The organism is Modestobacter sp. Leaf380, assembly GCF_001424485.1.
In the GTDB taxonomy this organism is placed as follows: Bacteria; Actinomycetota; Actinomycetes; order Mycobacteriales; family Geodermatophilaceae; genus Klenkia.
Genome location: NZ_LMQC01000020.1, coordinates 271,783 through 296,427, shown reverse-complemented (window position 1 = coordinate 296,427; position 24,645 = coordinate 271,783). Strand labels below are relative to the sequence as shown.

Genomic DNA, 24,645 nt, shown 5'->3' with positions numbered 1-24,645 from the left:
CCCGTTAACGTGCCGGGCATGCTGGCTGCCTTCGTCTCGACCCCGTCCGCCGACGACCCGCTCTCCGTGCTGGAGGTCGGCGACCGGCCGGCGCCCGAGGCCCGGGAGGGCTGGGTGACCATCGACGTCAAGGCGGCCTCGCTCAACCACCACGACCTCTTCAGCCTGCGCGGCGTCGGGCTCCCCCAGGAGCGGATGCCGATGGTGCTGGGCTGCGACGCCGCCGGCACCGACCCCGACGGAAACGAGGTGGTCGTGCACGCCGTGATCACCGGCACCCCGGGCTGGGCGGGCGACGAGACCCTGGACCCCAAGCGCTCGCTGCTGTCCGAGCTGCACCAGGGCACCCTGGCCGAGCAGGTCCTGGTCCCGGCCGCCAACGTGCTGCCCAAGCCCGCTGAGCTGTCCTTCGCGCAGGCCGCCTGTCTGCCCACCGCCTGGCTCACCGCCTACCGGATGCTCTTCACCAAGGCCGGCCTGCAGCCGGGCCAGACGGTGCTCGTGCAGGGCGCCTCGGGTGGGGTGGCCACCGCGCTCGTCGCGCTGGGCAGCGCCGCCGGCTACCGCATGTGGGTGACCGGCCGGTCGGAGGCCAAGCGGGCCGCGGCGCTGGAGCTCGGCGCCGACCAGGCGTTCGAGACCGGGGCCCGGCTGCCCGAGCGGGTCGACGCCGTCATGGAGACCGTCGGCAAGGCCACCTGGTCGCACAGCGTCAAGTCGCTCAAGCCCGGTGGCGTCATCGTGGTCTCCGGTGCGACCACCGGCTTCGACCCCTCCGCCGAGCTCAACCGGGTCTTCTTCACCCAGCTGCGGGTGGAGGGCTCCACCATGGGCACCCGCACCGAGCTGCAGCAGCTGCTGCAGTTGTGCAGCACCACCGGGCTGCGCCCTCAGATCGACGTCGAGCTGCCCCTGGCCCAGGCCCGCGAGGGCTTCGAGCGGATGCACGAGGGCCGGACCGCCGGCAAGATCGTCTTCACCGTCTGACCCGCAGCAGGACGGCGGCGGCGACGGCGGCCAGCGCCGCCGCCACCGCCGCCCCGGCGAAGACCGTGTGCAGCTGGGTGAGGACGGCGGCGTCGGTGGCCCGCTCGTAGACGGCGCAGTCGGCCGGGCTGGTCGGGCAGCTGACCAGCGGGCTCGGGATCTCCCCGACGGCAGCGGTGAACCGGCGCAGCGCGATCGCGGTCAGCAGCGACAGCCCGACCAGCATGCCGATCGTCCGGGCCACCACGACCAGCGCGCTGGCACTGCCGTGCACCCGCTGCGGCGTGACGGCCAGCAGCACCGCGCTCACCGGTGCCACCGCCAGCCCGAAGCCGAGCCCGGCGCCCAGCAGCGCAGCGGTCGACGTCCAGGAGTCCAGCGCGGTCGCTTCCCACCCGGCCATCGCCACGAACGCGGCTGCGGCCAGCCCCATCCCCACGGCGGCGACCCAGCGCGGGGCGACCACGCGGCACGCCCACCCCCCGGCCACCGCACCCACCGGGACGGCGACCAGCAGCTCGACCAGCACCAGGGCGGCGCCCAGCTGGTCGGTCTCGGTGGTGGCCCGGGCGAACAGCGGCACGTCGACCAACGCCGCCACCAGCGCGACCCCGACCAGCAGGTTGACCACCAGCGCACCCCACGCCCCCACCCGGCGCAGGTCGGCCAGCGGGACCAGCGGCTGCGCCGTCCGTCGCTCGTGCAGCACGAAACCGACCGCGGCCAACGCGGCCAGCGGCAGCAGCACGGGGCCGTGGGCCACCACCTGGGTCGCTGGGTCCGCGGCGGCGAAGGCCCACACCAGGGCGCCCAGCGCGAGGACGACGAGGACCGCGCCGACCAGGTCGACCTCCCGTGCCAGCGCCGGCAGCCCGCGCAGCGGGAGCACCGGGTGTGCCGCGGTGGCCGAGCGGACGAGCACGCCCGCGCCGGCGAGCACCGTCACCAGCACCAGCGGGGTCGTCCAGGCCGGCCCGGCCAGCGGCACCCAGCCCAACCCGAGCGTGACGTCGGTGGCGAGCACGTCGGGCTCGCCCAGCTGCAGCGCCAGCGCCGTCGCCGCCAGCACCGCCAGCACGGTGCCGACGACGTCGCGCCCCGGGCGCCGCGGCCCGGTCACCCGCAGCGCCACGGCCAGGGCCACGCCCAGGACCAGGTTGAGCCAGAAGATCCCGCGCCAGTCGGTGACGGCGAGCACCGCGGCCCCGGCCAGCGGACCGAGCACGGCGCCGGCCTCCTGCACCGCCCCGACGACGCCGAGCGGCACGGCCCGGCGCTCGGGCGGCCAACGGTCGGCGACCAGGGCCAGCGTCGCCGGCACCAGCCCACCGGCACCGATGCCCTGCAGACCCCGGCCCAGCACCGCTGGCCCCAGCTCCACGGCGGTCGCGGTCAGCAGCGAACCCAGGGCGAACAGCAGCAGGCAGCCGACCAGCACCGGCAGTCGACCGCGCAGGTCGGCCAGCCGGCCCAGCAGCGGGAGCGTGGCGGTGTAGCCGAGCAGGAACCCGCCGACGATCGGGGTGGCCTGCTGCAGCTGGTCCAGGCCGACGCCGACACCGGTGAGGATGTCGGGCAGCGCCAGGACCACGACGTAGGTGTCCGCCGCGGACACCAGGACCGCGATCGTCGCCAGCACCAGGGTCGCCCGCGAGGGCGCCCGGGTGTCAGTCGGTGGGGGGTGCGGTGATCTGGACATCGGCCCCGAAGTCGGACAGGACGATCGTGTAGCCGGCGTCCTCGCCGGCGGCGAAGAACGGCCCGGTCAGCTGCACCTGGCGCAGCTCACCGCTGTCGGAGGCGATGGAGAACACCGCGTCCACCGGCTGTGCGGGGTCCTCGGTGGTCAGCAACGCCTCGACCAGGTCGCCGGGCAGCTGCCCGGTCACCTGGGTGACCACCTCGCCGTCCACCCGGGACTCCTCCCCCCGCTCCGGGGACTCCACCGCGGTGAGCAGCTGGGAGATGCCGTCGTCGGGGTCGATGAGCGCGCCCGGGTCACCGAAACCCAGAGTCGCCGGGTCCACCACCGAGAACCCGGAGGTCAGCGGGAGCTGGGCGTAGACGGTGCCGTCCACCGACACCACCTGGGCGTCGATCGCGCTGCCCAGTGCCTGCACCTGCAGCGTGCCGGCGAAGGAGGCGGGCCGGGCGATGTCGCCCTCGCCGCCGACCACCGAGGTGCCACCGCTCGGCGCGCCCTCGCTGGTCAGCACGAAGTGCACGGACGCGGCGTCGTCCAGGGTGGTCTTCGCCCGGGACAGCAGGTCCGCGGCCGACTCGTCGCTGCCACCGCCGCAGGCCGCCGTCACCAGGGCGGTGAGCAGCAGCACCGCCGTCGTCGCGACCCGCATGACGCCTCCCTCGCTGGCGCCCCCCGCTGGAGCCCGGGGCGGACAGTAGCGCGGGGGGCTGGGCGGTCAGCTGGTGAGGGCGGCGATGCGCGCGGCGAGCTTGGCGCGGTCCTTGTCGGGGACGACGTCCAGTGCGGGGGCGATCTCCCGCAGCCGGGACCGCTGGGTGGTCAGCGCCCGGAACAGCAGGCCGGCCGTGGCGCCGTGGTCGGGGGTGTGCACGACCTCGACGGCGTCACCGGCGCCGATGTCGCCGGTCTGCAGCACCCGCAGGTAGGCGCCGCTGGCACCGTGCGCGGTGAACCGCTTGACCAGGTCCGGGACGTCCCAGTACCGGGCGAAGTTCGCGCACGGGATGCGCGGTGCCGTCACCTCGAGGAGCGCGGTGCCCACCGCCCAGCACTCCCCCAGCACGGCACCGGTCAGGTCCAGGCCGGTGGTGCGCAGGTTCTCCCCGAACGAGCCGGGCGGGAGCTCGCGGTCCAGCTCGGCCTGCCACCACTCGGCGTCGGCCTGGGCGTAGGCGTAGACGGCCTGCCCCTCGCCGCCGTGGTGCTTGCGGTTGACCTGTCGGTCGCCGTCCAGGGTCTCCTCGAGGACGGCGACACGGCCCTCGACCGGGCGCTTGCGGATGCCCGTGGTCGCGGGTCGCTTGCCCGGCAGGGGCAGCAGGTCGGCACCGGAGACGCAGACCGCCTCGATGCGCCCGGTCACTTCTTGGCGGTCGGCTCGGCGTTGGAGAGCGCGGCCACGAAGGCCTCCTGGGGGACCTCGACGCGGCCGACCATCTTCATCCGCTTCTTGCCCTCCTTCTGCTTCTCCAGCAGCTTGCGCTTGCGGGTGATGTCACCGCCGTAGCACTTGGCCAGCACGTCCTTGCGGATCGCGCGGACGGTCTCGCGGGCGATGACCCGGGCGCCGATGGCGGCCTGGATGGGCACCTCGAACTGCTGGCGCGGGATCAGCTCGCGCAGCTTGCCGGCCATCATCACGCCGTAGCCGTAGGACTTGTCCCGGTGCACGATCGCCGAGAACGCGTCGACGGCCTCGCCCTGCAGCAGGATGTCGACCTTGACCAGGTCGGCCTCCTGCTCACCGGCCTCGGCGTAGTCCAGGCTCGCGTAGCCCCGGGTGCGTGACTTCAGCGAGTCGAAGAAGTCGAAGATGATCTCGCCGAGGGGCAGCGTGTAGCGCAGTTCGACGCGGGACTCGGACAGGTAGTCCATCCCGGTCAGCGACCCGCGGCGGCCCTGGCACAGCTCCATGATCGTGCCGGTGTAGTCGCTGGGGGCGATCACCGTGGCGTTCACGATCGGCTCGAAGATCTTCTCCATCTTCCCGTGCGGCCAGTCACTGGGGTTGGTGACGACGTGCTCGGTGCCGTCCTCCATGACCACCCGGTAGACCACGTTGGGCGCGGTGGAGATCAGGCTCAGGCCGCTCTCGCGCTCCAGCCGCTCCCGGACGATCTCCAGGTGCAGCAGGCCCAGGAAGCCGACCCGGAAGCCGAAGCCCAGGGCCGCCGAGGTCTCGGGCTCGTAGACCAGCGCGGCGTCGTTGAGCAGCAGCTTGTCCAGGGACTCGCGCAGCAGCTGGTACTCGCTGCCGTCGATCGGGTACAGCCCGGAGTAGACCATCGGGTTGGGGTCCCGGTAGCCGCCCAGGGACTCTGCGGCCGGGTGGTGCTGCAGGGTGACGGTGTCCCCGACCCGGGACTGCCGGACGTCCTTCACCCCGGTGATGAAGTAGCCGACCTCGCCGACGCCGAGGCTCTCCACCGGCTTGGGCTCGGGGCTGATGACCCCGATCTCCAGCAGCTCGTGGGTGACGTTGTTGCTCATCATCTTGATCCGCTCGCGGCCGGAGATGCGGCCGTCGACGACGCGGACGTAGGTGATGACCCCGCGGTAGATGTCGTAGACCGAGTCGAAGATCAGTGCCCGGGCGGGGCCGTCGGCGTCCCCGGTGGGGGCCGGGATCTTCTCCACGATCATGTCCAGCAGCTCCGGCACGCCCTCGCCGGTCTTGCCGCTGACCCGCAGCACGTCGTCGGGGTCGCAGCCGATGATGTGCGCGATCTCGGCGGCGAACTTCTCCGGCTGCGCCGCGGGCAGGTCGATCTTGTTGAGCACCGGGATGATCGTCAGGTCGTTCTCGATCGCCAGGTACAGGTTCGCCAGCGTCTGGGCCTCGATGCCCTGCGCGGCGTCGACCAGCAGCACGGCGCCCTCGCAGGCGGCCAGCGAGCGGGACACCTCGTAGGTGAAGTCCACGTGGCCCGGGGTGTCGATCATGTCCAGCACGTACTCGGTGCCCACGTGCTCGCCGGTGCGCGGCGTCCAGGGCAGCCGGACGTTCTGGCTCTTGATGGTGATCCCGCGCTCGCGCTCGATGTCCATCCGGTCGAGGTACTGGGCGCGCATGTTGCGCCCCTCGACGATCCCGGTCACCTCGAGCATCCGATCGGCCAACGTCGACTTGCCGTGGTCGATGTGGGCGATGATGCAGAAGTTCCGGATGCGGGTCGGGTCGGTGCGGGCGGGTGCAGTCACAGTGCCGCCCATCGTCCCACGTCCCTGCTCGGGCGTGCGCCGACGTCGGGGCGCGTCGTGTGGCCGCCCGCGTGTGCAGCTGCACCCGCGGGCGGGTTGGGTGCCGGGGAGCTGCCTGGTATCTTGTGAGACCGGTCCTGTGGCGTGCTCTGCGCTGCCGCGGACGCACTGTCAGAAGTACCCCTCCCTGCGAACACCCTGAGGCTCACGCGTGGCGAACATCAAGTCCCAGATCAAGCGGATCAAGACCAACGAGATCGCGCGCAAGCGCAACGTCGCGGTCAAGTCGGCCCTGAAGACCTCGGTCCGGCGCTTCCGCTCCGCCGTCGACGCCGGTGACAAGACCGCCGTCGACGCCGCCCTGGTCACCGTCTCCAAGGCGCTCGACAAGGCCGCCAGCAAGGGCGTCATCCACAAGAACCAGGCGGGCAACCGCAAGTCGGCCCTGGCCAAGCAGGCTGCCAGCGTCTGACGCGCCGCCCGCGGCCCCGGCCGCGGCGCGCTCCCGACGAGCCCCCCTCCCCGCACGGGGACGGGGGCTCGTCGCGTCCTGCGGGGGTCCCCGGTCGGGACCGGTCAGCGCCGGGTGGGCACCCGGCCCGCGCGGCCGGCGCCGGCGGCCGCCCGGATCGCCACGATCCGGCGGACCGCACGCTCCAGGGCGTAGTCCGCGCTCGCGGCCACGCCCTTGACGTCGGCGTTGAGCTCGGCGGCCACCCCGATGGCCTGCTGGAGGGCGTCGATGGTCCAGCCGCGGGCCTGCGCCTGGGCCTTCTTGACCTTCCACGGCGGCAGCTTGAGCGTGCGGGCCAGCTCGCCGACGTTGGTGGTGTTGAGCGAGGCGACCCGGGCCGCGGTGCGGACGCCGTCGGCGATGGCGTCGGCCACCAGCACGTGCGGTACGCCCCGGTCCAGCGCCCAGCGCAGCATCTCGATGGAGCCGGCGTTGTCCCCGACGAGCACCCGCTCGGCCACGGTGAACCCGGTGACCTCGGCCTGGCCGCGGTGGAACCGGGCGACGTCGTCGGCGTCGATGGAGCCGCCGAAGTCCGAGACCAGCTGGCTGGCGGCCGCCGACAGACCGCGCAGGTCGTTGCCGACGGCGTCGAGGAGGGCCGTCGCGGCGTCCGGGGTGATCCGGCCGCCCAGCCGCCGCACCTCGTTGCGGACGAACGCCATCCGCTCACCGGCGTTGCCGATCTTGGGGCACTCGTCGACCGCGGCGCCGGCCTGGGTGAACCCCTTGAGCAGCGCCTCGTTCCGCTTGCCCCCGTTGTGCACCAGCACCAGGGTCAGCTCGGGGTCGGGGTCCCTCGCGTAGCTGAGCAGCGAGTCGACCAGCGCACCGGCGGCCTCGTGCACGCCCTGCACGACCACCAGCCGGTGCCCGCCGAACAGCGAGGGAGCCAGCACGTCGGCCAGCTGACCGGCCGGCAGCCCCAGGGCCACCAGCTCGTGCTCCTCGGTGCCCGGGTCCCGCTCCAGGGCGGCCGCACGGACGGCGGAGACCGCCCGCGCCCGCAGCAGCTCCTCCTCGCCGACCACGACCCGCAGCCGGGAGGTGGGGGGCGGCGGCGCGGCGCTGGACACGACCTCATCGTGTCACGCAGCACCGACGGTCCGACCCGGCGACGGTGGACCCCACGGCTGGTCGCCGGCACCGTCCCGGGTGGGCCGGGTCCCAGTGCGACGGCCCGGGCGACGTCGTCCACGCCGCGCACCGCGGTCCCCCAGTCGCCCCGCTCGCCGGTGACCGCGACGTCGCCGTCCAGGTCGGTGCGCAGCACCCGCATCCCGTCGGCGGCCAGCCAGTCCAGCAGCCGCGGGGCGGGGTGCCCGTAGCCGTTGTCGGCACCGACGCTGACCAGCGCGACCCGCGCGCCGGTCGCGGCGAGGAAGTCCGGGTCGGCGTCCCCGCTGCCGTGGTGCGGCACCTTGAGCACGTCGGCCCGCAGGTCGATCCCGCGGGCCAGCAGCCGGCTCTCGGTGTCCTCGCCCAGGTCACCGGTCAGCAGCAGGCGCAGCCCGTGGTGGGTGACCCGGACGACCATGGACAGGCCGTTGGGGTCGGCGGAGGGGACCGCGTCGGCGGCCGCAGGGGCCAGCACGTCGAACGTCGCCGGACCCTGGGTGCGGGTGTCGCCGGCGGCCAGCACGGTCAGCCGGCCGCCGGCCGCGGCCACCACCCGGCCGACCGACCCGACCCGGTCGTCGGTGGGGCTGAGCACCCCGGTGGCCACCTCGCCCACCTCGCGGCCGGCCAGCGCACCGGCCAGACCGGTGACGTGGTCGGCGTCCAGGTGGGACAGCAGGACCAGGGGCAGCCGGTCGATGCCCAGCCGGGTCAGGCAGGCGTCCACCAGCGTGGCGTCGGGGCCGGCGTCCACCAGCACGCCCTCCCCCGGGCCGGTCGGCACCACCAGGGCGTCGCCCTGGCCGACGTCGCAGCCGACCAGCACGCTGCCGGGCACCGGCCAGCCCCGGGTGGCCTCGCGGGCCGGCCAGCCCAGCACCACCACGCCCACGACGGCGGCCACCGCCAGGGGTCGGGCGCGGGGCCACCGCACCAGCACGGCCGCGCCGCCGACGAGGAGGCCGGCCAGCAGGAGGGCTCCCCCGGTGCCGGTGGGCCAGCCGGTCGCACCGTCGGGCACCGCCGCGGCGTGCTCGGCGACGCCGACGAGCCAGCGCGTCGGCCACCCGGCGGCCCACACGCACGCGTCGGCGAGGTCGCTGCTCAGCGGGGACAGCAGGGTCGCCGCCAGGCCCAGCACGGTCGCCGGGGCCACGGCGGGGGCGGCGAGCAGGTTGGCCGGCAGTGACACCAGGCTCACCAACCCGGACAGCCCGGCCACCAGCGGTGCGGTGACCAGGCCGGCCGCTCCGCTCACCGCCAGTGCGTCGGCGAGCGGTCCGGGCAGGCCCCGGCGCCGCAGGGCCCGGGACCAGCCCGGCGCCAGCAGGACGATGCCGGCGGTGGCGGCGACCGACAGGGCGAAGCCGCCGTCGCGGGCCAGACCCGGGTCCAGCAGCAGCAGGACCACCACCGAGGCGGCCAGGGCCGGCACGGCGGCGCGGGGTCGCCCGGTGGCCAGGGCCAGCAGCGCGACGGCGCCCATCGCCGCGGCCCGCACCACGCTGGGGCTGGGGCCGGCGAGCACGACGAACCCGGCCAGTCCGGCGGCCCCCACCGCGGCCTGCCACCGGCGCGACACCGCGCGGCGGCGCAGCGGCCACAGCAACAGCGCCAGCACGATCGCCACGTTGGCGCCGCTGACGGCGGTCAGGTGCCCGAGCCCGGCCCGGCGGAAGTCGGCGGTGACGCCGGGGTCCATCGCGGAGGTGTCGCCGACGACGAGCCCCGGCAGGAGCCCGGCCTCCCGGTCGGGCAGCACCCGCTGGGACGCCGCGGCCAGCCCTCCGCGCAGGTCCCCGGCCCAGGCCTGCGCCGGACCCGGCCCCCGCACGGAGGTGGGCGGGGACCGGGCGGACAGCACCGCCACCACGTCGTCACCCGGCTCCGGGGGCCGCACCGTGGCGCGGACCTCGACCTGGCTGCCGGTCGACACCTGCCGCCACTCGTCGGCGGGGCCGAACACGAGCACGGTGGCCGGGCGCAGTGCCGGCCCCTGGGGCAGGCCGATGACGGTGCCGGCGACCAGGACCCGCGGCGGCCCGGGCCCACCGGCCAGCACGCGGGGCTCCTCGTCGACGGTCAGCACGACGGTGGCGACCGCACCCCGCGCGCCGAGGTCGACCAGCGGCGAGCCGGTGCGCTCCAGGCCCCCGACGGTGCCCACCACTGCCGCGGTCGCCACCCCGGCCAGCACCGACACGACGGTCCAGCGCAGGCGCCCGGCCCGCCGCGCGACCAGGGCCGCGGTGAGCACGGCGACCAGGAGCAGGCCGGCCGCGGCAGCCGGGGTCCGTCCACCGAGCACCAGCGTGGTCGCCCAGACGGCGAGGGCGGGCGGCACCAGCCGCAGGTCCAGCCAGGTCCACCGCTCGGACACCCGTCGTCGTCGCACCCGCACGCCGGCGACGCTAGGCAGCCGGTCCGCGCTCGGGGGCCTGCCGCACGTCCTGGGGAGGGACCCCCGGGGTGTGGACGGCGGGCAGCGGGCGGGGTCCCGGCCTGCTAGCCCGGCCCCTCAGCCCAGGTCGGCGGGCGTGCCCCAGCGGTCGGTGTGCAGGGCGTCCGCCAGCGGCCGACGGGTGCGCCAGCCGTGCCGCTCCAGGTCCGGGGTGTCCTGCAGGGCCGCCACGGGGCCGACGCACAACCAGGCGACCGGTCGGACGTGCTCGGGGATGCCCAGCAGCTCACGCAGGAACGGCTCGCGGTAGAAGGAGACCCAGCCGACGCCCCAGCCCTCGGCGGTGGCCGCCAGCCAGAGGTTCTGCACGGCCAGGCAGGTCGAGTACAGACCGGCGTCGGCGATGGCGTGCCGCCCCAGCACCGCCGGGGACCCCCGGGTCGGGTCGTACGTGACGACGACGCCGAGGCTGGACTGCAGGACGCCCTCGACGGAGATGCGGGCGAAGACCTCGGCCTGCGCGGGGTCCAGGGTGGCGTCGAAGACCTCGCGTTCGCCGGCCACGTGCGCCTGGAAGTCCCGGCGCAGCGCCTCGTCCCGGACCAGCAGGAAGTCCCACGGCTGGGTCAGCCCGACGCTGGGCGCGGCGTGTGCCGCGGCCAGCACCCGGCGCAGGACGGCGTCCTGGACCGGGGCGCCGGTGAACTCCCGGCGGACGTCGCGACGGCGGTGCAGCACCTCGTACAGCTCCTGCGGCATGCCCCCATCCCACCCGAGACCCCTCAGACGGTGACCAGCGGGGACACCTCGCCGTAGAGCGCCGGGCCGATGCCGCTGACGTCGTCGAGCTGCTCGACCGAGGCGAAGGGCCCGTTCGCCGTCCGGTGGTCGACGATCCGCTGCGCCAGCACCGGGCCGATGCCCGGCAGCGCGTCCAGGTCGGCGACGGTCGCGGCGTTCAGGTCGACGGGCCCTCCAGCGGGGCCACCGGCCCCTCCCGCAGCGACGGGCGCGGCCACCGCCCCCGGGACGCCCACGGCGACCTGCTGGCCGTCGCTGAGCAGTGCGGCCGCGTTGAAGCCCGCGGGGTCGGCCTCCGGCAGCAGGCCCCCGGCGGCGGCCACCGCGTCGGCGACCCGGGAGCCCACCGGCAGGGTGACCAGCCCCGGCGTCACCACCTGCCCGACGACGGCGACCACCACGACCGCCGGGGTGGTCGGGGGTGGGGCAGCGACGTCGGCCTGGACCGCGGTCGGGTCGGCGGGTGCGGTGACGGGCACGGCGGCGACGGGGTCGACGGGCTCGACGGCGGGACGACTCAGCCAGCTCCAGCCCCCGACGGCGACCGCGGCGACGAGGGCCGCGACCCACAGCGCGCGGCTGCTGGTCCGCCCGGGCGTCACCCGCACCCCGGCGCCGGCCGCACGGTGGCGACCGGCTGCGGCGTCGTCGTCGTCGTACGCCTCCTCGTCGGCGGCACCGGGGAGCTCCTCGGGCCCGGGCGCGTCGTGGCGGCGGTACCGGCCCGGGCCGGCGGCGAGGGTGCCGTCGCCGTACGCCCCGCCGCCACCGGTGTCGGGGCGGGCGCCGTCGCACAGGGGGCCGACTGGCCGGGCCGCGTCGGGCTGCCGGGCTCCGGCGGGGTACCGCCCGGAGGAGGGCGCAGGCCCCGTACCGGTCTCCCACCCGGCCTGCCGGGGCATCCCCTCCCCCGCACCGTGGCCCGGGCGACCCAGCCGGACGGTCTCCCGCGCGTCCTGCCCGGCCGGCCCCCGGCTGCCCCGACCGCCGACCGGCTCGCGCACGACGGCGAGGTGCCGCCGGCCCGGGACCGGCTCGACCGTCCAGTCGTCGCCGTCGCCCTCGTCGTCGTCCCAGCCCGTGGCACCCTCCGCGGGCCCCGGCGGGTCGGCCGGGCCGTCCGGGTCGTCCGGCACCCAGCCAGGGCCCGCCCGGCCGTCGGCCAGCAGGGCCCGCAGCCGGGCACGGATGAGGTCGGCGTCGTCGGCGCGACGGGCGGAGAACACGGGCGGCAGGCTAGGCACGGGACGGGCCGCACGGACGTCCCGGGACGGACCTGTGGACGGGACCCGCGGTTGTGGATGACAGCATGCGCAGCCGTGGTGGCCGCGGCTGTGCTGACGTCGTGCCCCCGCCCCCAGACACCTCCCCGACGCCCCGCCCTGCTGCTGACGGCGGGGCTGGCCCTGCTGCTGGCGGTCGGGGTGGAGCTGGTGCCGGTCGTCGGCGCGGACCTCGTGGCGCAGCAGTGGTGGGCCTCGTGGGCGGCAACCTCCGGTGGCCGGCCGGTCGACCTGGGCTGGTTCGGCGGGTCACCCGCCGTCTCCTACAGCCTGCTGGCCCCCGGGCTGCTCGCAGTGCTGGGCCCGCCGCTGGCCGGGGTGCTGGGCACCACGGTCGGCGCCACCGCGACGACCGCGCTGCTGCTGCGCGCCGGCGCCGTACGACCCCGGGCGGCCGGTGTCGCATCGGCGGTGCTCTGGGCCGCCGACCAGCTCTCCGGCCGCACCACGTTCGCCCTGGGCGCCGCGGTGGGCCTGCTGGCCCTGCTGGCGGTGCGCGGCCCGGGTGGCCGCGCCTCCCGCCGGGTCACGACCGCCGTGCCGGCGGTCCTCACCGGCGCGCTCAGCCCGGTCGCGGCGGTCTTCCTGGGCCTGGCCGCGGCAGCCTGGTGGCTGGCGCCACCGGCCCGGGGGTCCGCGCGCCCGACGGGCGGTGCTGCGCTGCTGCTGACCGGAGCGGCTGCGCCGCTGCTCGGCATGGTGGTCCTGGGGGCGGCCGGCGGCCCGATGACCGGCAGCACCCACCAGATGACGTCCGCGGTCGCGGCCGCCGGGGTGGTCGCCCTGCTCGTCGGGCGCGAGCAGCCGCTGCTGCGGGTCGGCGCACTGCTGACGGCGCTCGCGCTGCTGGTGTGCTGGCTGGTGCCCGAGCCGGTCGGCTCCAACACCACCCGGCTGGTGCTGCTGTTCGCCGTCCCGGTGCTGGTGGGCACGGTGCGCCGCCGCCCGGCCGTGGTGCTGGCCTCAGCGGCGCTCGTGGTGTGGCTGCTGCCACCGGTGCTCCCCGCCGACCTCGCACCCCGGCACCCTGCCGACCGGACCACCCCGCTGCTCCGCGAGCTGGCCGACCGGGCACCGGTCGGCCGGGTCGAGGTGGTGCCGCTGGCCGACCACCAGGACGCACTGCTGGGCGAGCGGGTCCCGCTGGCCCGTGGCTGGAACCGCCAGCTGGACGTGGCCCGCAACCCGCTCTTCTACGACGGCACCCTGGCGCCGGACACCTACCTGGCCTGGCTGCGGGCGCGGGGCGTGTCCTTCGTGGCGCTGTCGACCCACCGGCCGGACTGGGCGGCCCGCGCGGAGGCCACCCTGGTCCGCGACGGCGTGCCCGGCCTGACCCCGGTGTGGTCCGACCGGCACTGGACGCTCTACGCGGTGGCCGGGTCGGCCTTCGTCCGCGGGCCGGCCGACCTGGTGTCCAGCGACCGCCGGGCGGTCACGGTGGCGGCGCGCGGTGCCGGCACCGTGGCCGTGGCGCTGGACTGGGACGCCCGGCTCAGCGTCTCCGGACCGGCCTGCCTGGCACCGGCCCAGGACGGGACGGTGTTGCTGCACACGACCGGGTCCGGGTCGGTCGTGCTGACCAGCGCCTGGTGGCCGGCCGGCCACTGCGAGGACCCGCCGGGCGGCTGAGGACCACCGGCCCCGGGGTCGGTTCAGTCCTGCGCGGCCGTGTCCCGGGCTGTGGTCGGGTCGACGACGACGCCCACCGCACCGGGTCCCACGTGCGCACCGATGGCCGCACCGAGCTCGCTGACGAACAGCTCACGCAGCTGCGGCACCCGGCGGATGAGCTCGTCGGCGAGCTGCTGGGCCCGCTCGGGCGCCGCGAGGTGGTGCACCGCGAGGGACACCGGCCGGTCACCGGCGGTGTCGACGACGCGCTGGACCATCCGCGCGACCGCCCGGCTGGTGGTGCGCACCTTCTCCAGGGCGACGATCCGACCGTCGTCGACGTGCAGCACCGGCTTGACCGCCAGGGCCGTGCCCAGCAGCGCCGCGGCCGAGCCGATCCGGCCACCGCGCCGCAGGTGCTCCAGGGTGTCCACGACGAACAGCGTGCTGGTCGACGCCGCGGTCTCCCGGGCGACCGCGTCCACCTCGTCCCGGCCGGCGCCGGTGGCCGCGGTGCGCGCCGCGGCCAGCGCCGCGAAACCGGTGCCCATCGCCGCCGACCGGCTGTCGACCACCGACACGACGTGCTCACCGACCTGGCCGGCCGCCAACCGGGCGGCGTCCCAGGTGCCCGACAGCTCGCGGGAGAGGTGCACCGACACGATCCGGGACGCCCCGGCGTCCAGGCAGCGCCGGTAGGCGGCCACGAAGTCCCCGGGGGTGGGCCGCGAGGTGGTCACGTGCTGTCCGCGCACCGCCAGGCTGCGGGCGACGTCCCCGGGGCTGACGTCCAGCCCCTCCCGGCCCGACCGCCCGGTGAGCACCACGTACAGCGGCACCACCGTGATGCCCAGCCCGTCGACCAGCTCGGCCGGCAGGTAGGCCGTGGAGTCGGTGACGACGGCGGTCGGCACGGGGGGCGACACGCTCTCGGTCAGAGCGCCGCGTCGGCGTCGGTGGGCGCCCCGGGGACGGCGGGGGCGCCCTCCTCGGGGGTGGCACCGGCCGCGACCGGGCGACCGGTCACCGGGCCGTCCGCGACACCGGCGGCCTCGGCCACGTCGGGACCGGAGTCCGTGCCCGACCGGCGCACACCGCCGGGCGGGTCGCCCGACGGGTCGGCGGAGGCGTTGTGCCGCAGCACCCGCCAGCGGGTGCCCTGGAAGGCCAGCTCGGTCCAGGCGCAGTTGCCCAGCGGGCCGAAGACCCGGCGGTGCTCGGGCCCCAGCCCCAGCAGCGCCTCGACCAACCGCCCACCGGTCCCGCCGTGGGTCACCACGACGGCCACGGGCGCCTCGGGCAGGTCGGCCAGCGCGGCCAGCGCCCGCCGGGCGACCTCGGCGGGGTCCTCCCCACCGCGCCCGCGCACGGGGCGGCCGGCCATCCAGTCGGCGTACTGCTCGGGCAGGTCGCGGGCGACGTCCTCCCGGGTGAGGCCCTCCCAGCTGCCCAGCCCGTGCTCGCGCAGCCGGGGGTCGACGCGCACGCTCGTGCCCAGCTCGTCGGCGAGGGCCTCGGCGGTCGCGCGCGCCCGGTCCAGGTCGCTGCTGACCACCAGGGCGTCGGGGCCGACGGCCGCGGCCAGCGCCGTCGCGGCCCGGGCCGCCTGGCGCCGTCCGGTGCCGTCCAGCGGCGGGTCGAGCTGCCCCTGGAACCGCCCGCGGGCGTTCCACTCCGTCCGGCCGTGGCGCCACACGAGCAGCCGGGCGACGGTCGGCTCGGACGCGCCCTCGGGCGCGCCCGGGACCGCGGGGGTCGTGGCAGGAGCTGGGGCGGCCCCGCTCACCGGCGGGTGTCCGCCTCGGGAGCGTGGGCGGTGGTCGGGTCCAGCGCCGCCTCGGCGGACTCCCCGTCCCCGGAGAACCCACCGGACACCACGGCGGCGTCGGTGCCGGAGTCGGCCGGGACGTCGGTGACGCCGTCCACGGTGACGTCCTCGGTCACCGGCGCACCGCCGGGAACGGCGGCGTCGGTGAACGGGATGGTCGGGCAGTCCTTCCAGAGCCGCTCGAGGGAGTAGTAGGCCCGCTCCTCGGCGTGCTGGACGTGCACGACGACGTCGACGAAGTCCAGCAGCACCCAGCGGGCCTCGGCCACTCCCTCGCGGCGGACCGGCTTGATGCCGTGCTCCCGCAACGACTCCTCCACCCCGTCGACGATGGCCTGGACCTGGCGTTCGCTGGGTGCGGAGGCGAGGACGAAGGCGTCGGTGATCGCCAGCCGGTCGCTGACGTCGACGATGGAGACGTCGGTGGCGAGCTTGTCGGCGGCGGCCTGCGCGGCCCACAGCGCGGTCTCGCGGGCCTCTGTCGAGGCGGTCATCAGGGTGTCTCCTGCAGGTCGGGGGTGCCCGGTACGGGCGGGTGGTCAGGGGTGGTGCGGTCTGGTGGGGCGTGCACCGCGGGTGCGGCGCGGCCGGGCAGCGGTGGGCCGACGTGGCGGACCGTCGTGCCGGGCAGCAGCTGACCGGCCGGGGTCGGCGGCAGGCCGTCCCGGTAGAGGCCGCGCTTCTCGATGTACTGCACGACCCCGTCGGGCACCAGGTACCAGACGGGCATCCCGCGGCGCACCCGGTCGCGGCAGTCGGTCGAGCTGATGGCCAGGGCCGGGATCTCCACCCGGCTCACCGCGCCGGCGGGTAGGTCGGCGTCGGCCAGCTGGTAGCCGGGCCGGGTGACCCCGACGAAGTGCGCCAGGTCGAAGAGCCGCTCGGTGTCCCGCCAGCCCACGATCGCGGCCAGCGCGTCGGCGCCGGTGATGAAGAACAGCTCGGCGTCCGGGCGCTGGCGGTGCAGATCGGTGAGGGTGTCGATCGTGTACGTCGTCGTCCCCCGGTCGATGTCGACCCGGCTGACCGAGAAGCGGGGGTTGGACGCCGTGGCCACGACGGTCATCAGGTAGCGGTCCTCGGCCTGGCTGACCTCGCGGTCGGCCTTCTGCCAGGGCTGACCGGTGGGCACGAAGACCACCTCGTCGAGCCCGAAGAGGGTCGCGACCTCGCTGGCGGCCACCAGGTGACCGTGGTGCACGGGGTCGAACGTCCCGCCCATCACACCCAGTCGACTGCCAGCCACCGGTCGAGCGTAGCCGGGCCCCGCCACCGGGAGCGCCGCTCGCGCACCGCAGGGGTCACCCCGGCCCGGACCAGCACGCGCGGAAGACCCGCCCGGGGTCTCCCCCGACCGGGCCACCGCACCGATCGGCGCCCCCGTGCCGCCGATCGCCCGGCGCGGCCGTGGTGCTCCCCGCCGGGGTGGTGCTGACCGGGACGACGCCCGGTACACCGAGACCAACGGCACGGCCCAGGACCGGTTACGGGGCTCGTGCAGGAAAAAGCCGACGCAACCGTTCCCATCCGGGAGGGGCAGGTCAGAGCGTCGTGACGAAGTCCGCCAGCTGCGCCGCGGTGCGCACCTCGACCATCTCGATGACCTGGCCGTAGCGGTCGGCGGCGGAGTCCCCGCTCCCCCACAGCCGCCGCGGCTCCGGGTTGAGCCAGTACGCCGAGCGGGACCGCCGGACCAGGTCGGCGAGCACCGGCAGGCCGGGCTGGCGGTAGTTCGTCCGCCCGTCGCCGAGCACCAGCAGCGACGTCTTGGGCCCGACGGCGGCCGGCCACCGCTCGGCGAAGACCTCGAGGGCGTTGCCGTAGTCGCTGTGCCCGTCGAAGGAGACGACGTCGGCCTCGCGGCCGATCCGCTGCACCGCGTCGGCGACGTCGGCGCCGGGTGCGAAGAACCGGGTGACCTCGTCGGTGGAGTCGACGAAGGCGAAGGCCCGCACGCCGGTGAAGTGCTCCCGCAGCGCCTGGGTGAGCATCAGGGTGAAGTGGCTGAACCCGGCGACGGAGCCGCTGATGTCGCAGAGCACGACCAGCTCGGGCTTGTGCACCGCCCGCGGCCGGTGGTGGGTGACCACCGGGACGCCACCGGTGGCCAGCGAGGCGCGGACGGTCTTGCGGAAGTCCAGCCGGCCCTCCCGGCCGAGCCGCCGCTTGGCCGACAGCCGGGCGGCCAGGCGGCGCGCGAGGGGGGCGACCGAACGACGCAGCTCGGCGAGGTCGGCGGACTGGGCGCGCAGGAAGTCGACCTGGTCGGCCAGCGGCTTGACCGCGTTGCGGGCCACCCGGTCCCGGCCGCGCTCGGCGGCCGTCCGCCGCCGGACCTCGGCCTCGACCGCGGCACGGAAGGCGGCCAGCCGCTCCCGCACGGTCTGCCGGGCGACCTGCTCGTCCAGGCCGCCGCGCTCGGCGTCCCCGAGCAGGCCCGACAGCAGCTGGGCCACCAGGGTGTCCGGGGACAGTGCCCGCAACACGCGGTAGGAGAAGAACGACTGCCCGGACGGCGAGGGCTGCCCCTGCCCGAGCTGGTCGACGGCGAGCCGGGCGAAGCGGCGCAGCTCCTCCTCGTCGCCCTCCAGCAGGCGGCGCAGCAGCTCCTCGCGCAGCTCGGCGGCGAGCGCGGCCTGCCGTTCGGCGTCCGGGCGCGGGTCGTCCTCGGCGCCGTCGGCGGGGGTGTCCGTGGTCTCGGCGGGGACGCCGGGGCGGTCGGTGAGCGGCCACCACAGGTCGAACAGCACGTCGTAGGCCGGCCGCTGGGCCGCCCGGGTCAGCAGCACCGAGGCCAGGCCGTGCCGCAGCTGCTCGCGGTCGAGCAGGTCGACGACGGTGAGCACCTGCGCGGCGTCGACGGCGGCGGAGATCCCCACCGGGATGCCGGTCTCGCGCACGGCCCGGACGAAGCCGTCCAGGTGCGCCGGCAGCCCGCCCGACCCGACCGCGGCGGTCATCAGTTCAGCCGCAGCTCGGCGGCGGCCCGGGTCTGGTCGCTGGCGTGCTTGAGCACCACCCCCAGGGTGTCGCGCACCGCCGTGTCGTCCAGGGTGTCGAAGCCCAGCGCCAGCAGGGTCTGCGCCCAGTCCAGGGTCTCCGAGATCGACGGCGACTTCTTCAGCTCCATCGCCCGCAGCGCCCGCACGGTGCGAACCAGCTGCTCGGCCAGCGCCGGGGCGAGGTCGGGCACCCGGGACAGCACGATCTCCCGCTCCCGCTCGGCGCTGGGGTAGTCCAGGGCCAGGTACAGGCAACGGCGCTTGAGGGCCTCGGACAGCTCGCGGGTGGCGTTGGAGGTCAGCACCACCATCGGCCGGCGGGTCGCGACGATCGTGCCGATCTCGGGGATGGTGACCTGGAAGTCGCTGAGCACCTCCAGCAGCAGGCCCTCCACCTCCACGTCGGCCTTGTCGGTCTCGTCGATGAGCAGCACGGTGGGCTCGGTGCGCCGGATGGCGGTCAGCAGCGGCCGGGAGAGCAGGAACTCCTCGCCGAACACGTCGTCGTGCAGGTCGCCCCAGTCGCCCCAGTCGCCGCCATCCGCGGAGTTCTGCGACGCCTGGATGCGCAGCAGCTGCTTCTTGTAGTTCCACTCGTACAGCGCGCGGGCCTCGTCCAGGCCCTCGTAGCACTGGAGCCGGATCAGCTCCGCCGACGTCGCGGTGGCCAGGGCCTTGGCCAGCTCGGTCTTGCCCACGCCGGCCGGACCCTCCACGAGCAGCGGCTTGCCCAGCCGGTCGGCCAGGAAGACGGTGGTCGCGATGTGGTGGTCGGGGAGGTAGCCCGCGGCCGACAGCCGGGCGGTCACGTCCGCCACGTCGGCGAACTGGGGCGACTGCTTCGACTGGGTGGGCACGGGGCTCCTATCGGGTGTGGCCGTTGCCGGTCACGACGTAGGTGGTGGAGGTCAGTTCCGGCAGTCCGAGCGGGCCGCGGGCGTGCAGCTTCTGCGTACTGATGCCGATCTCGGCGCCGAACCCGAACTCCCCGCCGTCGGTGAAGCGGGTGGAGGCGTTGACCAGCACCGCGGCGGCGTCCACCCCGGCGACGAAGTCCGCGATCGCGGTCGCGGAGTCGGCCACGATGGCCTCGGAGTGCCCGCTCCCCCAGGTCGCGATGTGGTCCAGCGCCGCCGGCAGGTCGTCCACGACCCGCACGGCCATGTCCATCGACAGGTACTCGGTGGCCCAGTCCTCGTCGGTCGCCGGGACGACGGCGGAGTGCGCGGCCCGGGCGGCGTCGTCACCGTGCAGGGTCACCCCGGCCTCGACCAGGGCGCCCAGCAGCCGAGCCAGGTGCGGGGAGTCCCGGTGCACCAGCAGCGACTCCGCGGAGTTGCAGACGCTCACCCGGTGGGTCTTGGCGTTGAGCACGACCGCCTCGGCCATCGCGCCGTCTGCGGAGGCGTCGACGTAGACGTGGCAGTTGCCGACACCGGTCTCGATGACCGGGACGGTCGACTCGCTGACCACCCGCTGGATCAGGGCGGCCCCACCCCGCGGGATGACCACGTCGACCAGGCCGCGGGCGTGCAGCAGCTCCCCCACCGACGCGCGGTCGGCGGGCAGCAGGGCGATCGACCCGGCCGGCAGCCCGGCCTTCTCGGCGGCCTCGGTGAGGACGGCGACGAGGGCGGTGTTGGTGCCGAACGCCGAGGCGGATCCGCGCAGCAGGGCGGCGTTGCCGCTCTTGAGGCACAGTCCGGCCGCGTCCACGGTCACGTTGGGGCGCGCCTCGTAGACGATCCCGATGACGCCCAGGGGCACCCGGACCTGGCGCAGCTGCAGCCCGTTCTCCAGCGTCGACCCGCGGACGACGTCACCCACGGGGTCGGGCAGGGCGACCAGCTGGCGCAGCGCGTCGGCCACCCCGGCGACCCGGTCGGCGTCCAGCCGGAGCCGGTCCAGCACCGACTCCGGGGTCCCCCCGGCGCGGGCGGCCTCGACGTCGGCGGCGTTGGCGGCCAGCACGTCGTCGGTGTGGGCGACCAGCGCGTCGGCCATCGCCAGCAGCGCGGCGTCCTTGGTCTGGGTGGGCAGCGTGCGGAGCACCCGGGCGGCGGCCCGGGCCTTCAGGGCAGCAGCACCGATCAGGGGCAGGGCGGAGACGTCGGGCACGCCGCGAGGATACGCAGCAGACAGCGCTGACTGTCGGGCGTCCGCCGGGGTCAGGCGCCGCGGAGTGCGCGCAGGGCCTGCTTACGGGCGTCCCCGGCCAGCCGGTCCAGGAACACCCTGCCGTCCAGGTGGTCCACCTCGTGCTGCAGGCAGCGGGCCATCAGACCCTCGCCCTCCAGGCGCAGTGGCTCGCCGTGCACGTCGACGCCCTCGGCCACGCACCACATCGCACGCACGGTCGGGGCGTAGAGGCCGGGGATGGACAGGCAGCCCTCGTCGCCGTCCTGGGTCTCCTCGGACCGCTCGGTGATCACCGGGTTGACCAGGTGCCCGATCACGTCGTCCACGTTGTAGGAGAAGACCCGCAACGAGACGCCGATCTGGTTGGCCGCCAGCCCGGCGCGGCCGGGGTGGTCGACGGTGTCCTCCAGGTCGCGCACCAGCCCGGCGAGGTCCTTGCCGAAGGACCGGACCGGGTCGCAGGGGGTGCGCAGTACCGGGTCGCCGTACTCACGGATGGGACGCAGAGCCACGTCGGAGATCCTCTCAGGCACCCGCACGGGGCCGCACGAGCACCATCTCGTCGCGGTGCACGACCTCGCGGCGGTGCTCGGGGTCCAGGTCGGCGGTCTTGCGGCCCAGCAGGTCGGGCAGCTCGCGGGCGTCGTAACCGGCCAGGCCACGGGCCACGACGACGCCGTCGGGGCCGACCAGCTCGACCGGGTCGTCGGCCAGGAAGTCCCCGGTGACGCCGGTGATCCCGGCGGCCAGCAGCGAGGCTCCACGCTCCCAGACGGCGGTGACCGCGCCGGCGTCCAGCAGCACCCGGCCGCGCGGGCGCGAGGCGTAGCGCAGCCAGAACTGCCGGGCCGAGGGACGCCGCCCGCTCACCGCGAACAGCGTGCCCACCGGCTCCCCGGCCAGCGCCGGGCCGGCCTGGGCCGCCGAGGTGACGACGACGGGCACCCCGGCCTGGGCGGCGATCAGCGCGGCCTCCACCTTGGTGGCCATCCCGCCGGTGCCCACGCCGTTGCGGCTGGCCGAGCCCAGGACGACGGCGGAGAGGTCCTCGACGGCACGCACGGTGTCGATGCGCTCGGCCGGGCCGACCCGGGGGTCGCCGTCGTAGACGCCGTCGACGTCGGACAGCAGCACCAGGGCATCGGCGACGGCGACGTGCGCGACCAGGGCGGCCAGCCGGTCGTTGTCGCCGAACCGGATCTCCTCGGTGGCGACCGTGTCGTTCTCGTTGACGATCGGCAGCACGCCCAGGGCCAGCAGCCGCTCGATGGTCTGCCGGGCGTTGCGGTAGTGCCCGCGGCGGGTGAGGTCGTCGGCGGTCAGCAGCACCTGCCCGACGGTCACGCCGTGCCCGGCGAACGCGTCGGCGTAGGTCTGCACCAGCCGGAGCTGCCCGACGCTGGCGGCGGCCTGCGCGGTGGCGAGGTCGCGCGGTTTGCCGGTCAGAGCCAGGGGCGCCAGCCCCGCGGCGATGGCGCCGGAGGAGACCAGCACGACCTCACGGCCGGCGGCCCGCAGCGCCCCCAGGACGTCGACCAGCGCACGCAGCCGGGTCTCGTCGAGGCCGTCCTCCACCGTGGTGAGCGAGGAGGAACCGACCTTGACCACGACCCGGTGTGCGGCGGCGACGTCGGCGCGGGTGCTCATGCGCGGTCGTCGTCCCAGAGCTCGTCGGGGTACTCCTCGATGAGCTCGTAGGGCGTGCGCCGCAGCTTCTTGGCCGCGAGGCGGTCCTCGGCGCGCGGCCGGGTGTTGTTCTCCAGCCGCACGTCGGTGCCACGGCCACCCAGGCCCGCGGTCTCCTCGACGGTGAGCGTGCCGGCGGGCAGCGTGGGCTCCCAGTCGAAGGTGACGTCGCCGACGGTGATCGCGTCCCCGGGGACGGCGCCGGCCTTGGCCAGCGCGATCTCCACCCCGAGCCGGTTGAGCCGGTCGGCCAGGTAGCCGACGGCCTCGTCGTTGCTGAAGTCGGTCTGGCGCACCCAGCGCGAGGGGCGGACACCGAGCACCACCCAGCCACCGGTGCGCGGGTCGGGCTCGACGGTGAAGCCACCGTCGTCGACAGCGCGCGGGGTGAGGGTGATCCGGGTGGCTTCCGGCGCCGGCAGCGAGGCCCGGTGCGCGGCGACCTCGCGGGCCAGCGCGAAGCCGAACTCGGCCAGGCCCTCGCCGGTGACGGCGCTGATCGCGTACACCTCGAGGCCGCGGGCCTCCAGGGTGCCGCGGACCAGGTCGACCAGCTCGCGGCCGTCGGGCACGTCGATCTTGTTGAGCACGGCGATCTTCAGCCGGCCCACCAGGTCCAGTTCGTCGCCGGCGTACTCGCTGAGCTCGTGCTCGAGGGCGGCGATGTCGTTCTCCGGGTCCCGGCCGGGCTCCATCGTGGCCATGTCCACGACGTGCACCAGCACCGCGCAGCGCTCGACGTGGCGGAGGAACTGCAGGCCCAGCCCACGCCCGGTGGAGGCGCCGGGGATCAGTCCGGGGACGTCGGCCATCGTGTAGGTGACGTCGCCGGAGCGGATGACGCCCAGGTTCGGCACCAGGGTGGTGAACGGGTAGTCGGCGATCTTCGGCTTGGCGGCGCTCATCGCGGCCACCAGCGAGGACTTGCCGGCCGAGGGGAACCCGACGAGGCCGACGTCGGCGACGCTCTTGAGCTCCAGCACGGCGTCGATCTCGTCACCGGGCTCGCCGAGCAGCGCGAAGCCGGGGGCCTTGCGGCGGGCGTTGGCCAGTGCCGCGTTGCCCAGTCCGCCGCGGCCGCCGGCGGCCAGGACCAGCCGGGTGCCCACGCCCATGAGGTCGCCGAGGACCTCACCGTCGGTGGTGGTCACGACGGTGCCCTCGGGGACGCGCAGGACGGCGTCCTCACCCCGGGCGCCGTTGCGGTTGCTGCCCGCACCGGGCTTGCCGTTGGGCGCCTTCTGGTGCGGGTGGTGGTGGAAGTCCAGCAGCGTGTGGACGTCGGAGGCGACCTCGAGGACGACGTCGCCCCCGTCACCGCCGTTGCCGCCGTCGGGACCGCCGAGGGGCTTGAACTTCTCGCGGTGGACGGAGCTGACCCCGTGCCCTCCGTTGCCGGCGGACACGTGCACGGTCACACGGTCGATGAAAGCGGCCATGATCGCCGCCTCTCTCTGCTGGGTGGCCTGGTGGTGGGGTGGTGCGGTGGTGCGGTGGAGCGCGAACGGGCCCGGCGGGATTCCCGCCGGGCCCGGACGTGATGCGTGGTGGTGCGGTGGCCCCGAGGGGCCGACGATCAGACTGCGGGGGCGAGCTCGGCCGCGACGGCCTGCACGTTGACGACCCGACGACCGCCGCGGCGGCCGAACTCGACCGCACCGGGGGTGAGGGCGAAGAGGGTGTCGTCCTTGCCGCGGCCGACGCCGAGGCCGGGGTGGAAGTGGGTGCCGCGCTGGCGGACGATGATCTCGCCGGCCTTGACGACCTGGCCACCGAAACGCTTCACGCCCAGGCGCTGGGCGTTCGAGTCACGACCGTTGCGGGACGACGATGCGCCCTTCTTGTGAGCCATGAGGTGCTCAGCCCTTCTTCGAGTCGATGGCGGTGACCACGACGTCGGTCAGCGGCTGACGGTGCCCCTGACGCTTGTGGTAGCCGGTCTTGTTCTTGAACTTGTGGATCTTGATCTTCGGGCCCTTGCCGTGGGCGACGATCTCGCCGGTCACGGTCACGCCGGCGAGGGCGGCCACGTCACTGGTGACGGTGTCCCCGTCGACCAGCAGGACTGCGGGGAGGGCGACGGTGTCGCCGGCCGCTCCGGAGAGGCGGTGCACGGTGAACGTGTCACCCACACCCACCTTGTGCTGCTTGCCACCGGCCTTGACGACTGCGTACACCACTGACTCCTCGATCGGTTCTCTTCGTGTCCTGCACACGGCCCCGCGCTGGAGCGGTGACCTGGGTGCTGGACTGGTCGCTCGCCGGTCCAGGGGACACCTCGCGGTGCCCGGCCCGTGGCGATGCAACCCGGCCAGCGTACCCGAGGCCGACGCGCGTGGTCGAACCCGTGTGCCGGAGGTCGCGT

Annotated in this window: 22 protein-coding genes and 1 pseudogene; 3 read left to right on the top strand and 20 right to left on the bottom strand. The window is 75.4% G+C overall.

Features of this window, described 5'->3' with window-relative positions; translation table 11 throughout:
• The first annotated feature begins 18 nt into the window (after positions 1–18).
• Positions 19–987, top strand: coding sequence for a zinc-binding dehydrogenase (locus ASG41_RS16795; protein ID WP_056298229.1), 969 nt, complete (start codon positions 19–21; stop codon positions 985–987).
• Here ASG41_RS16795 and ASG41_RS16790 read toward each other — a convergent pair.
• From ASG41_RS16790 to lepA, 4 genes are all read right to left on the bottom strand, one after another.
• A complete protein-coding gene (locus ASG41_RS16790) occupies positions 977–2,626 on the bottom strand; it encodes an MFS transporter (RefSeq protein ID WP_235564862.1) in 1,650 nt (549 codons plus the stop codon). The genes ASG41_RS16795 and ASG41_RS16790 overlap by 11 nt on opposite strands.
• A 28-nt stretch (positions 2,627–2,654) precedes the next feature.
• Positions 2,655–3,341, bottom strand: a complete 687-nt coding sequence (locus ASG41_RS16785) for an LppX_LprAFG lipoprotein (protein WP_056297491.1) — start codon at positions 3,339–3,341, stop codon at positions 2,655–2,657.
• Positions 3,342–3,407: 66 nt separating this feature from the next.
• Entirely contained in the window at positions 3,408–4,055 is a 648-nt protein-coding gene (locus ASG41_RS16780; protein ID WP_056297489.1) for an MOSC domain-containing protein, read from the bottom strand.
• The gene (gene lepA / locus ASG41_RS16775; RefSeq protein ID WP_235564861.1) at positions 4,052–5,893 is read right to left on the bottom strand and encodes a translation elongation factor 4; all 1,842 of its coding nucleotides are present in this window, start codon (positions 5,891–5,893) and stop codon (positions 4,052–4,054) included. Before lepA ends, ASG41_RS16780 begins: the two co-directional genes overlap by 4 nt.
• A 211-nt stretch (positions 5,894–6,104) precedes the next feature.
• Here lepA and rpsT point away from each other — a divergent pair, with 211 nt between their 5' ends.
• A complete protein-coding gene (gene rpsT / locus ASG41_RS16770) occupies positions 6,105–6,365 on the top strand; it encodes a 30S ribosomal protein S20 (RefSeq protein ID WP_056297483.1) in 261 nt (86 codons plus the stop codon).
• Positions 6,366–6,469: 104 nt separating this feature from the next.
• On the opposite strand, the gene holA is transcribed toward rpsT, so the two are convergent.
• The 4 genes and pseudogenes from holA to ASG41_RS16755 all read right to left on the bottom strand — a co-directional run bounded on the left by holA (position 6,470) and on the right by ASG41_RS16755 (position 11,954).
• Positions 6,470–7,438 (bottom strand): DNA polymerase III subunit delta, encoded by a 969-nt coding sequence (gene holA / locus ASG41_RS24865; RefSeq protein ID WP_369800049.1) that lies wholly within the window; start codon positions 7,436–7,438, stop codon positions 6,470–6,472.
• 782 nt (positions 7,439–8,220) lie between these two features.
• Positions 8,221–9,228 (bottom strand): annotated as a pseudogene (locus tag ASG41_RS25495) (ComEC/Rec2 family competence protein); the annotation flags it as partial.
• Between the two features lie 816 nt (positions 9,229–10,044).
• Positions 10,045–10,686 (bottom strand): 5,6-dimethylbenzimidazole synthase, encoded by a 642-nt coding sequence (gene bluB, locus ASG41_RS16760; RefSeq protein ID WP_056297479.1) that lies wholly within the window; start codon positions 10,684–10,686, stop codon positions 10,045–10,047.
• A 23-nt stretch (positions 10,687–10,709) separates the two neighbouring features.
• Entirely contained in the window at positions 10,710–11,954 is a 1,245-nt protein-coding gene (locus tag ASG41_RS16755; RefSeq protein WP_056297476.1) for a ComEA family DNA-binding protein, read from the bottom strand.
• A gap of 93 nt (positions 11,955–12,047) precedes the next feature.
• Between ASG41_RS16755 and ASG41_RS16750 the strand changes: the two genes are divergently transcribed.
• Positions 12,048–13,643: a hypothetical protein gene (locus tag ASG41_RS16750; RefSeq protein ID WP_056297473.1), complete on the top strand. Its 1,596-nt coding sequence runs from the start codon at positions 12,048–12,050 to the stop codon at positions 13,641–13,643.
• 23 nt (positions 13,644–13,666) lie between these two features.
• On the opposite strand, the gene ASG41_RS16745 is transcribed toward ASG41_RS16750, so the two are convergent.
• The 12 genes from ASG41_RS16745 to rplU all read right to left on the bottom strand — a co-directional run bounded on the left by ASG41_RS16745 (position 13,667) and on the right by rplU (position 24,457).
• Complete coding sequence (locus ASG41_RS16745) at positions 13,667–14,539, bottom strand: DegV family protein (RefSeq protein WP_056297470.1); 873 nt, start codon at positions 14,537–14,539, stop codon at positions 13,667–13,669.
• A gap of 20 nt (positions 14,540–14,559) precedes the next feature.
• On the bottom strand, positions 14,560–15,411 hold the full coding sequence (locus ASG41_RS16740; RefSeq protein WP_082557030.1) for a histidine phosphatase family protein: 852 nt from the start codon (positions 15,409–15,411) through the stop codon (positions 14,560–14,562).
• Positions 15,408–15,947, bottom strand: coding sequence for a ribosome silencing factor (gene rsfS, locus ASG41_RS24860; RefSeq protein WP_082557029.1), 540 nt, complete (start codon positions 15,945–15,947; stop codon positions 15,408–15,410). The genes ASG41_RS16740 and rsfS overlap by 4 nt, the downstream gene beginning before the upstream one ends.
• Positions 15,947–16,699, bottom strand: a complete 753-nt coding sequence (gene nadD / locus ASG41_RS16730) for a nicotinate-nucleotide adenylyltransferase (protein ID WP_235564860.1) — start codon at positions 16,697–16,699, stop codon at positions 15,947–15,949. Before nadD ends, rsfS begins: the two co-directional genes overlap by 1 nt.
• Before the next feature lie 295 nt (positions 16,700–16,994).
• Complete coding sequence (locus ASG41_RS16725) at positions 16,995–18,413, bottom strand: VWA domain-containing protein (protein ID WP_056297467.1); 1,419 nt, start codon at positions 18,411–18,413, stop codon at positions 16,995–16,997.
• On the bottom strand, positions 18,413–19,312 hold the full coding sequence (locus ASG41_RS16720; RefSeq protein WP_056297463.1) for a MoxR family ATPase: 900 nt from the start codon (positions 19,310–19,312) through the stop codon (positions 18,413–18,415). The genes ASG41_RS16725 and ASG41_RS16720 overlap by 1 nt, the downstream gene beginning before the upstream one ends.
• Positions 19,313–19,319: 7 nt before the next feature.
• Positions 19,320–20,573 (bottom strand): glutamate-5-semialdehyde dehydrogenase, encoded by a 1,254-nt coding sequence (locus ASG41_RS16715; RefSeq protein WP_157519471.1) that lies wholly within the window; start codon positions 20,571–20,573, stop codon positions 19,320–19,322.
• Positions 20,574–20,623: 50 nt separating this feature from the next.
• Entirely contained in the window at positions 20,624–21,106 is a 483-nt protein-coding gene (def, locus tag ASG41_RS16710) for a peptide deformylase (RefSeq protein ID WP_056297460.1), read from the bottom strand.
• Between the two features lie 13 nt (positions 21,107–21,119).
• A complete protein-coding gene (proB, locus tag ASG41_RS16705; protein WP_056297457.1) occupies positions 21,120–22,241 on the bottom strand; it encodes a glutamate 5-kinase in 1,122 nt (373 codons plus the stop codon).
• Positions 22,238–23,719 carry a GTPase ObgE gene (gene obgE, locus ASG41_RS16700; RefSeq protein ID WP_056297454.1) on the bottom strand — a complete coding sequence of 494 codons (1,482 nt, stop codon included), beginning with the start codon at positions 23,717–23,719 and terminating at the stop codon, positions 22,238–22,240. Before obgE ends, proB begins: the two co-directional genes overlap by 4 nt.
• 137 nt (positions 23,720–23,856) lie before the next feature.
• Positions 23,857–24,132 (bottom strand): 50S ribosomal protein L27, encoded by a 276-nt coding sequence (gene rpmA / locus ASG41_RS16695; protein ID WP_056297451.1) that lies wholly within the window; start codon positions 24,130–24,132, stop codon positions 23,857–23,859.
• A 7-nt stretch (positions 24,133–24,139) separates the two neighbouring features.
• On the bottom strand, positions 24,140–24,457 hold the full coding sequence (gene rplU, locus ASG41_RS16690; protein WP_056297449.1) for a 50S ribosomal protein L21: 318 nt from the start codon (positions 24,455–24,457) through the stop codon (positions 24,140–24,142).
• Positions 24,458–24,645 lie beyond the last annotated feature (188 nt).